10 protein-coding genes are annotated in these 10,372 nt (G+C 41.9%); all 10 read right to left on the minus strand.

The window, feature by feature from the left end:
* Nucleotides 1-60: 60 nt before the first annotated feature.
* The 10 genes from MHB64_RS30485 to rpmH all read right to left on the minus strand — a co-directional run bounded on the left by MHB64_RS30485 (nt 61) and on the right by rpmH (nt 9,698).
* Entirely contained in the window at nt 61-903 is an 843-nt protein-coding gene (locus tag MHB64_RS30485) for a ParB/RepB/Spo0J family partition protein (RefSeq protein WP_341136032.1), read from the minus strand.
* Nucleotides 896-1,657, minus strand: a complete 762-nt coding sequence (locus MHB64_RS30490; protein ID WP_094869725.1) for a ParA family protein — start codon at nt 1,655-1,657, stop codon at nt 896-898. The genes MHB64_RS30485 and MHB64_RS30490 overlap by 8 nt, the downstream gene beginning before the upstream one ends.
* 207 nt (nt 1,658-1,864) lie before the next feature.
* Nucleotides 1,865-2,680: a nucleoid occlusion protein gene (noc, locus tag MHB64_RS30495; RefSeq protein WP_094869724.1), complete on the minus strand. Its 816-nt coding sequence runs from the start codon at nt 2,678-2,680 to the stop codon at nt 1,865-1,867.
* Between the two features lie 414 nt (nt 2,681-3,094).
* Entirely contained in the window at nt 3,095-3,820 is a 726-nt protein-coding gene (rsmG, locus tag MHB64_RS30500; protein WP_094869723.1) for a 16S rRNA (guanine(527)-N(7))-methyltransferase RsmG, read from the minus strand.
* A 3-nt stretch (nt 3,821-3,823) separates the two neighbouring features.
* Complete coding sequence (mnmG, locus tag MHB64_RS30505; protein ID WP_094876547.1) at nt 3,824-5,710, minus strand: tRNA uridine-5-carboxymethylaminomethyl(34) synthesis enzyme MnmG; 1,887 nt, start codon at nt 5,708-5,710, stop codon at nt 3,824-3,826.
* A 39-nt stretch (nt 5,711-5,749) separates the two neighbouring features.
* Entirely contained in the window at nt 5,750-7,126 is a 1,377-nt protein-coding gene (gene mnmE, locus MHB64_RS30510) for a tRNA uridine-5-carboxymethylaminomethyl(34) synthesis GTPase MnmE (protein ID WP_280788006.1), read from the minus strand.
* A gap of 108 nt (nt 7,127-7,234) precedes the next feature.
* Nucleotides 7,235-7,969: an RNA-binding cell elongation regulator Jag/EloR gene (gene jag, locus MHB64_RS30515; protein WP_042193066.1), complete on the minus strand. Its 735-nt coding sequence runs from the start codon at nt 7,967-7,969 to the stop codon at nt 7,235-7,237.
* The gene (locus MHB64_RS30520) at nt 7,966-8,835 is read right to left on the minus strand and encodes a YidC/Oxa1 family membrane protein insertase (RefSeq protein WP_094869720.1); all 870 of its coding nucleotides are present in this window, start codon (nt 8,833-8,835) and stop codon (nt 7,966-7,968) included. The genes jag and MHB64_RS30520 overlap by 4 nt, the downstream gene beginning before the upstream one ends.
* A gap of 86 nt (nt 8,836-8,921) precedes the next feature.
* Nucleotides 8,922-9,272, minus strand: a complete 351-nt coding sequence (gene rnpA, locus MHB64_RS30525; protein WP_042193070.1) for a ribonuclease P protein component — start codon at nt 9,270-9,272, stop codon at nt 8,922-8,924.
* Nucleotides 9,273-9,563: 291 nt separating this feature from the next.
* A complete protein-coding gene (rpmH, locus tag MHB64_RS30530) occupies nt 9,564-9,698 on the minus strand; it encodes a 50S ribosomal protein L34 (protein ID WP_039295761.1) in 135 nt (44 codons plus the stop codon).
* Nucleotides 9,699-10,372 lie beyond the last annotated feature (674 nt).

Genomic DNA, 10,372 nt, shown 5'->3' on the forward strand with positions numbered 1-10,372 from the left:
CATACCCCTAATTATCCGATTAAGGATATCTCAGGATATGTTCTTAGCATAGATACCCATTTAGTTACCCAATAATTCCAACAATCTTTCTAAATCCTGAGTACTGTAGTAATTCAGTTCAATCTTCCCTTTTTCCTTACCCTGTTTTATTTTCACCGTTGTTTTAAAACGTTCACGCAATACTTCCTCTACATTATCAATATAGGGATCACGTTTAACAACTTTCACTTTAACTCCATTTGCAGGTTTATGGTCTAAGTTCTTCACTGTTTCTTCTAATTCTCTGACGCTCCACTGTTGTTCCACGCATTGTTCGGCCAGTTGTTTAATCACTTCTGGATCCTTTAAAGCAACAATCGCCCGTGCATGCCCCATTGACATTGTTCCACGTGAAACATATTCTTTTACTTCTTCAGGTAAAGAAAGCAATCTCAGGAAGTTGGCGATATGTGATCTGGACTTTCCCACCTTAAGCGAGAGTTCTTCCTGCGTAAGTGAAAATTGATCCATTAGGCCTTGGTAAGCCACAGCAATTTCCATTGCATTTAAGTTCTCACGTTGTAAGTTCTCGATTAATGCAATCTCCATGACCTGTTGATCACTAAGATTTCTAACGACTGCTGGAATTGTAGCTTTGCCACAATATTGCGAGGCCCGGAATCTGCGTTCGCCGGCAATGATCTCATACCCCTTCAATACGCTACGAACAATGATCGGCTGGATCACGCCATGTTGTCTGATCGATTCTGCTAGTTCTTGAATGGCCTCTTCATTAAAATCTTTGCGCGGTTGATATGGATTAGCCCGGAGTTGAGCTAAAGGGATCTCAACTACCTTATCATCTTCATTAATTGATAAAGAAGGGATTAGCGCATCCAGACCTTTTCCTAAACGTTTACTCATAAGAAATCACTTCCTTTGCCAACTCTAAATACACTTCTGCTCCTTTAGAGCGAGGATCATAAGTAATAATGGATTGCCCATGAGACGGCGCCTCACTTAACCGGACATTCCGAGGAATAATCGTTCTATATACTTTTTCTTGGAAATACTTCTTAACCTCTTCTATTACTTGAATTCCCAGATTGGTACGGGCATCAAGCATAGTCAATAATACTCCCTCTATCTTCAGATGCGGGTTGAGATTTTTTTGCACCAGACGAACGGTGTTTAATAGCTGACTCAAGCCCTCAAGCGCATAATATTCACACTGTATCGGGATGATTACCGAATCCGCTGCAGTAAGGGAATTGATCGTCAAAATTCCCAGGGAAGGCGGACAATCGATGATAATATAATCATAATTATTTTTAACCGCATTTAGCGCCTTCTTTAGCTTTAGCTCTCTGGAAATCGTTGATACCAACTCAATCTCCGCGCCTGCCAATTGAATCGTCGCCGGAATGATATGCAGCCCTTCATTTTGAGTTTCCAGTATGGTTTCTAGAGGATTTACCTCATTTATAAGAATGTCATATATACAATTCGCCACGTCAGCCTTGTTGATGCCAACGCCGCTAGTAGTGTTACCTTGAGGATCGATATCAACTAGAAGCACTCTTTTTCCTAATGTAGCCATACCGGCACCTAGGTTCACGGAGGTTGTTGTTTTACCGACACCGCCTTTTTGATTTGCTATGGCAATAATCTTGGACACTTATTTCACCTCGAATAGTTAGGAAGAATCTTCTCGTAGATCGCAAGTACAAATGTTCCTGACGCTGATGTAGCGTCACACTTTATGAAGAATATAGACAACTTTTGAATACTGAAACTCTAAATTATAAGTTTTGCCAACATCCCGGTTATAGCCACACAAAAGGCGGCCAATCACCTCAGGGCCGCCTTCAGCTTTTGAAACAATTTATCTTTTGGGGATTTGGATTACAATCTCGTAATGGTCACCGCGGTCATTTTCTGACGTTTTGATTTCCATTCCTGAGCCTGTCACCATATCAATAGATTGACGAATTGTATTAAGAGCTAGACGAACATCCTTGGTATAGGAAACCCGTTTTGACTTTTTAGTTTGTGAGACTTGTTTGTAGAAAGCAATACGAGCTTCTGTTTGTTTAACATTTAATCCTTTTGCAATGATCTCTGCTAACACTTTCAGCTGCATCTCCACACTATCTAGCGATAATAATGAACGTGCATGTCTTTCGGAAATCTTGCGCTCCATCAATGCCATCTTAACCTCTTCAGGCAAATTGAGTAAGCGAATTTTATTAGCTATGGTAGACTGACTTTTACCTAATCGTTGCGCCAAGCTTTCTTGCGTCAATTGATGAAGATCAATTAACTTTTGATAAGCTACAGCTTCTTCAATGGAGGTCAAACCTTCACGCTGTAAGTTTTCTATAAGCGCAATGGATGCGGCCTGTGAATCATTGAATTCACGAACAATGGCTGGAATCGTCTCTAAACCAAGTTTTTTAACCGCTCGCCAGCGTCGTTCACCTGCGATGATTTCGTACACGGAATCGCGCATGCGTACAACTATGGGTTGAATGACACCATGAGTTTTAATCGTCTGGCATAACTCATCGATTTTTTCGTCATCGAATATAGTCCGTGGTTGGTAAGGACTGCTAATGACCTCATGAACTGGTATTTGTTTGATTTCTTCTCCGCTGCTCCGCTCGTTAAATCCAAATAGCTTGGTAAATTGTTCTTTCATTCCGTTCATAACCACCTAATTTCGTTATAGTACGATCTTCTTGACCTTCTTTTCGGAAAGCGTATCGTACAGCAATAAAAAACATTCTGATATTATGAAATCACCTGCTACTATCAGGCATCATAATCTCTCCTTCTTTCGAACAAGAGTACAGAGAAGGAGTTATATACAAAATTAAAAGTCTACTATGCTATTCTATCACTTTTCTCTACATAATCATATTCTCCGTAAAGACCTATTTTTCCTGCATTTTCATAATGATAACAGCCTTATAAACATATCAATTTAGTTTATCTTTTAATTAATGTTCATTAGAGATCGCTATCGCAATTCCCCACAAAAAAAGGTCATCCCCTTTTAAGATAGAGGATGACCTTAAATATATTTACCTATGCCAATGTTTCACGTGAAACATTATTTGATAAGTGGTGTTTTGGCAGGAATTCCCGCTTTTCGTGGGTACTTAGCAGGAGTAGCACCTGTCTTACGAATAATGACAATATGTCGCGCCGACTCTTCCACAGGCAAGCTGAAAGACTCCACTTTACTAAGTTGAGCACGAAGCTCTTTTAAACTGTACTTCGCCTCACTTAATTCTTCTGATGGATCGCTCCCCTTCATGGCAGCGAAAAATCCATCCTTACGTGTAAAAGGAAGGCAGAATTCATTCAACAAGGATAATCTTGCCACTGCACGTGCGGTCACCAAATCATAAGCATCACGATGCTTAAATTGCCGGGCAATATCCTCCGCACGACCATGAATCAATTGCACATCCGTTAATTTTAACGTCGTACAGACATGCTGCAGAAAAGAGATTCGTTTACTCAATGAATCAACAATCGTAAGCTTCAAATGTGGAAAACAAATTTTAAGCGGAATCCCTGGAAATCCAGCTCCCGATCCAATGTCTGCCAAATTGTTTATCTCATTGATATTAATGAAAAAAGCTAGCGAAATCGAATCATAAAAATGTTTCGTGTAAACCTGCTCACGCTCTGTTATTCCGGTAAGATTCATTTTTTCATTCCAGGATACGAGTTCTTTATAGTAGAGATCAAATTGCTTCAATTGTTCCGCTGTAAGTGTAATCCCTCGTTCCTGTAAAAGCTGTGTGAATTGTAGTTCCGTATTATCCATAGATTATCCTTTCGCCGCGGTTACCCGGTTGTAATGCTCAAGATATACGAGAAGAATAGAAATATCTGCAGGTGTAACCCCTGCTATCCGAGAAGCCTGACCGATAGAGATCGGGCGAATCTTAGTCATCTTTTGCCGCGCTTCCATCGCTAATCCATGAATCTCATTATAGTTAATGTCATCCGGAATTTTCTTCTTTTCCATCTTTTGCAGGCGCTCCACATGTTGAAGCTGTTTTTCGATATATCCGGCATATTTAATTTGAATTTCCACTTGTTCCTTCATCTCTGCGTCTAGCATTTCGGGTGATGGTGAAACTTGATCTACAAAGCTATAATCAAGCTCCGGACGACGCATTAGAACAAGCAAATTGCTGCCATCTACTATAGGCGCTGATTCATATTGTGCTAGAATATCATTTACCTCAACAGGTTTAACCTTTTTCTCTTGTAGGCGGACAATTTCACGTTCCACCCGTTCCTTCTTGTCTACAAAGTTATCGAAACGCTCTTGAGCGATCAAACCAATATCATAACCGATAGGCGTAAGTCTTAGATCTGCATTGTCATGACGGAGCAGCAAACGATATTCCGCACGTGAGGTTAGCAGACGATACGGTTCATTAGTCCCCTTAGTCACCAGATCATCAATGAGTACACCAATGTATCCCTGTGAACGATCTAAGATTACGGGTTCTTTGTCTTGCACTTTGCGCGCTGCATTAATTCCAGCCATTACACCTTGGCCAGCCGCTTCCTCATAACCGGAAGTACCATTGATTTGTCCAGCAGTGAACAAACCTGGTAGACGTTTAGTTTCAAGAGATGGCCATAGCTGTGTAGGAACCATTGCATCATATTCAATAGCATAGCCGTTACGCATCATCTCTACCTTTTCCATACCAGGGATGGAACGCAGAATCGCTAGCTGTACATCCTCAGGAAGACTAGTCGACAGACCTTGTACATAGTATTCCGATGTATTTTTTCCTTCTGGCTCTAAAAAGATCTGATGCTTAGATTTATCACTAAATCTTACTACTTTATCTTCAATTGATGGGCAATAACGTGGACCTGTTCCTTCAATAATACCCGTAAACATCGGCGCACGATGAAGGTTGTCATTAATAATCTGATGAGTAACCTCAGAGGTATAGGTCAACCAACAAGGTAGCTGTTCATTGTTGGATGATTTCGTCTCAAACGAAAAGAATTTAGGCTCATCGTCGCCCGGTTGAATTTCTGTCTTCGAGAAATCGATCGTATCACGATGTACACGTGGTGGTGTACCTGTCTTAAAACGCACCAATTCAAAACCAAGCTCCCGCAAATTCTCAGATAGCTTCACTGATGGCTGCTGATTGTTAGGTCCGCTCTCATACGTCAATTCACCCATAATCACTTTACCCCGCAGGTAAGTACCTGTGGTCAAAATAACGGTCTTACTATGGTATTCCGTTCCTGTCTTCGTAACTACACCCACACAACGTCCATCCTCAACGATTAGACGCTCAACCATGCCTTGACGAAGCGTTAGGTTAGGCGTTTTTTCCATGGTTTCTTTCATTGCATGTTGGTACAGAAACTTATCCGCTTGTGCACGCAATGCATGCACCGCAGGTCCCTTCCCTGTGTTAAGCATACGAAGCTGAATAAATGTCTTATCTATATTACGGCCCATTTCTCCGCCTAGCGCATCAATCTCACGCACTACATGTCCTTTGGCTGGTCCGCCTATGGACGGATTGCAGGGCATGAATGCAACCATATCCAGGTTAATTGTGATCATCAATGTGCTGCAGCCCATCCGTGCTGATGCTAAAGCCGCTTCACAACCGGCATGACCGGCGCCAATGACGATTACGTCATAGTTGCCTCCATCATAACTCATGTCCTGTTTCCCCCTAATTGTTATATTAAAATGTAAAGCTTATTTTCCTAAACAAAATTGCGAGAATATTTGGTCTAACAACGAGTCCGCTGCTGTATCACCAATAATTTCACCCAGCTGTTCCCATGCTAGCCGTACATCGATTTGAATCATATCAATCGGTATATACTGTTCCGCCGCATCGTATGCATCTTGTAGCGATTTATAAGCTTTTTTGAGCAAGGCAATATGTCTCACATTACTTACATATGTCAAGTCACCCGATTCCAGCTTTCCACCAAAAAAGAGTGTCGAAATGGCATCTTCAAGTTTGTCTAGACCTTCCTCTTCCAGAACGGACATCGGTACGATGTTGGACTCCTCAAAGTACGAGAGCAACTTATCCTTATCCAGTTTGGGTGGTAAGTCCATTTTATTCATGATCACTAGGCATTGTCTACCGTGGATTTGTTCCATCAATGCCAATTCGTCCTCATGCAGCTCTTCGTTAGCATTTAACACAAGTAGAATCAGATCCGCATCACTAACTGCCGCCTTGGAACGTTCTACGCCAATCTTCTCGACTACATCCATCGTTTCACGAATTCCCGCCGTATCAAGCAACTTAAGCGGAATGTTGTTTATCGTTATATATTCTTCGATGACATCACGTGTTGTTCCAGGAATATCTGTTACAATCGCTTTGTTATCACGTGCTAACGCGTTTAATAATGAAGATTTACCAACATTGGGACGACCAACTATAGCTGTCGTTATCCCCTCACGAAGAATTTTTCCTTCATTAGAAGTCTTAAGAAGCTTTGTGATTCCTTCCATCACTTCACTGCTTTTATCTTTAATAAATTCAGCTGTCATGGATTCTACATCGTGCTCTGGATAATCTATATTCACTTCGATATGAGCCAGCATCTCAATAAGTGTATGACGCAAAGCATGAATTCGATCCGACAAGGATCCACTGACCTGCTTTAAAGCCACCGAAAACGCGCGATCCGACTTCGAGCGAATGAGATCAATAACCGCCTCAGCCTGTGATAAATCTATACGTCCACCCAAGAAAGCACGCTTGGTGAACTCACCCGGCTCGGCTAACCTTATCTCCTGCTGAAGAAGTAAATCCATCACCCTTCTTACAGAAATTACACCACCATGAGCACTGATCTCTACTACATCCTCAGTAGTAAAAGAACGTGGGCCCTTCATTACGGTTACAAGTACTTCTTCCAGCTTCTCCCCGTTATCCGGACTAACGATATGCCCATAATGAACGGTATGCGATTCCGCTTCAGTTAACGGAACTCGGCTACGAAACAAAGGAGCCACTTGGGAAATAGCCTGTGGGCCACTTACCCGAATAATAGCAATTCCTCCCTCGCCTAATGCCGTTGATACGGCAGCAATGGTGTCACTAAGCATGCTGTTTTTCACCCCAAAACCTGTATTTTTTGATTATAAACGGTCTTATATTTTTAAAAAAGCAATGACCCCTTACATTGGTCAAGGAGTCATTGCATCATATAGTCTTTACTTCAAAGTTATAACGACGCGGCGATTTGGCTCTTCGCCCTTACTAAGGGTATTCACTTGCCGATGATCCTGTAATCTGGAGTGAATAATTTTCCGCTCCTGAGGTGACATCGGTTCCAGTACTACCTCTTTACGAGTCCGAATGACACGACTGGCTAAACGATCAGCCAGCTCTTCGAGAGTTTTTTTACGCCGCTCACGGAAGTTCTCCGCATCTAGCACAAGCCGTATAAAACTGTCGGAGTAACGATTAGCTACGATATTAGCCAAATACTGCAGAGCATCGAGAGTTTGTCCTCTTCTACCAATCAACAGTCCCAAATCTGGACCTGATATCTGCAGAATCGTGGATTCCTTGGTGTGGACGATTTCTACTTCCACTTCGAGCCCCATGCTCTTAGCGACATCCACAATGAAATGAACGGCTTCTTGGTAAGCTTCCTCCACCGGTTGTCCGGAATCTTGGCGTGGCACACCGCCGTTAGCCTCCTGTTTGCTCTCTCTGGTTGACTGCTGAGGCAGTGACGGAGCACTCGCCGCTGATGCCGGTGCGGCTTCGGCTATCAAGGTTAACTCAACCTTGGCACCTTTCGCACCGATCAATCCCAGGAATCCTCTTGATGGCTGCTCAAGTACGTTGACCGTTACCCGGTCCTTTTGAACTCCAAGCTGGGTTAGTCCCCGTTCTACAGCTTCTTCAATGGTTTTCCCTGTTGCGACGACTTTGCTCATTTTGACTTTTTGGCTCCCTTCGATGACTTATTGCCGCTTTTGCTCTTCGGAGCAGGGCTTGAGTCATCTGTACTTTTCACAGCACTTGCGATTGCCAATTTGTGTTTATCATTGTTGCGATATAAGAAATAGTTCTGAACAATAGTGTAAATGTTACTGTATACCCAGTACAGCGGCAATGCTGCTGGGAAGTTGTAGGACATAACGAAAATCAGAACTGGATAAATCATCATCATGAACTGCATTGGCCCTTGTTGTTGCATCGGGTTCATTTTAGTCATCATTCTGGTTTGTATAAATGTTGTTAATGCTGCTAGCACCGGTAAGATAAACAGATGATCCGGCTTACCTAGCTCCAGCCATAAGAAGGAGTGCTCCCGTAGATGTGGATTATAGTAGATCGAGTTGTAGAGAGCGATAAAGATAGGCATTTGTACGATCAGCGGTAAACAACCCGCCATTGGATTAACCTTATTCTCTTGGAACAAACGCATCGTTTCTTGCTGCACCTTTTCAGGTGTGTCTTTATATTTTTTCTGGATCTTTTGGAGTTCCGGTTGAATGGCTTGCATTGCCCGCGAGCTCTTCACCTGTTTAATCGTAAGCGGAAGAATCAACGTGCGGACAATAATAACCATCACAAGTACGGCTAAACCATATTCTCCGTTAAACCAATCAGCAAACTTGTCCAAGGCAATGGCGAAATAATACACTACATTACTTTGCCAGAAGCCTCCATTCTTTAAATCCTCCGTAGTGTGCGTAACAGCAGCTGACGGAGCGCATCCCGACAGAACAGCTAACGACAACACCATCACTGTGATGAGGAGAAACCATTTTCCCCGTCTAGTCTTCATTAGAGACACTTCAAAACCCCTCTCTTGAACATTCCATTCCACCGTAAATCATACCATAATTATGAATACAAATAAACAAGCCTCTTATGCGTCCTTTATTTGCGGGAAGCCTTGAGTAGCTTGGCTTTGCGCAGTACATGCAGCACGCTTTTTTCGAGCTCTGCGTATTCCATGGAAAGTGCTCCTTTTCTTACGATAAACACCATATCGAGCCCACCTGCAATTTCAGGTTCATGATGACGAACGATTTCCTTCACCAATCTTCTCATTCGGTTACGGACAACCGCATTTCCAACCTTTTTACTGACCGATACCCCAACTCTAAAACGCTCTACCTCTTTTTTGCTAAACCAATACACTACAAATTGATGATTCGCAAAAGACTTCCCATGGCGGTATACACGACTGAAGTCGGCACGGTTTCGTAATCGTAACTTTTTGTGCACGGGAATCTCCTTCATAAATCCGGTTAAAAGAATCCTTCCGAATTTTTTTCTTCTAATAGTATAGTCATTTGGATGTCGCTATAAACGACCGCGACTACAACGCTGAAATTTCCCTTCTATATTATAGAAAGAATAATATTCTCAACTTCTCACAAAATAATTCTGTATATACGTTAAATAGCCCCGCAAAGTGTAGCTAGCGCATTAAGCGAGATCCTAGTCGTTTGCAGAGCAAAAAATAATAAAAAGCAGTAAAAAAAGACCACCGGAGTGGTCCCTTAGTGGCCTAACTTACGCACTCAAAACTTTTCTGCCTTTCAAGCGGCGAGCTGCCAGCACTTTACGGCCGTTTTTCGTGCTCATTCTTTTACGGAAACCGTGAACCTTCTTACGTTTGCTCACATTTGGTCTAAATGTCGGTCTCATAATTGCACCTCCCTTACAGGAACTTAATTACTGTCATATAAGCAGAAACGGTCTAAGCCGTCCTTATAGTAGGGACAGTATCTACATGAATCATCAATTAATTATCGAGACATATCCTTACAGAAAACACCTTTATATATTTAAACATATTTTATGCGCAAAAGTCAACCTACTGCTGGCTCCAGAGCCTCCCTCTAATTTAAGCTGCTTGTCCACAACTCCCATTAGAAAAAAAAGTAATCCACAAGATATGACAGTTATCCACCTGTGATCAAAAAATAAAGTCGACTACTCACAGATGAGCACAACCTGTGTATAAAATTATCGAAGCTTTGGCGTAAGTTGTCGAACCGTAAACAAATTATCAACAATATGTAGTGGTGTTCTTAATAATTGTACACAAGTGCTTGAATTTGTGGATAAAATAGCCCTGCTCATTGAAAAATAAGGGGCGTTTTGCTATGATGGTATTACTTTTGAATGTGAATAGATTTGTTTGTTCTCTTAATTATCAACAAGCTGTGGATAAAGTTGTGAACAAATCAAATTTATCCATATTTTTTTGTCTCTTCATATTGCCTACTGGGGATAAATATCAGCATCAACCTATTTTCTTCGACATTTCCACTTCATGGCTGATGCCACATTTGGAAGATTTAAAGGAGTGACAGTCT

It is taken from the genome of Paenibacillus sp. FSL K6-2859, from assembly GCF_038008265.1.
GTDB lineage: Bacteria > Bacillota > Bacilli > Paenibacillales > Paenibacillaceae > Paenibacillus_AQ > Paenibacillus_AQ nitricinens.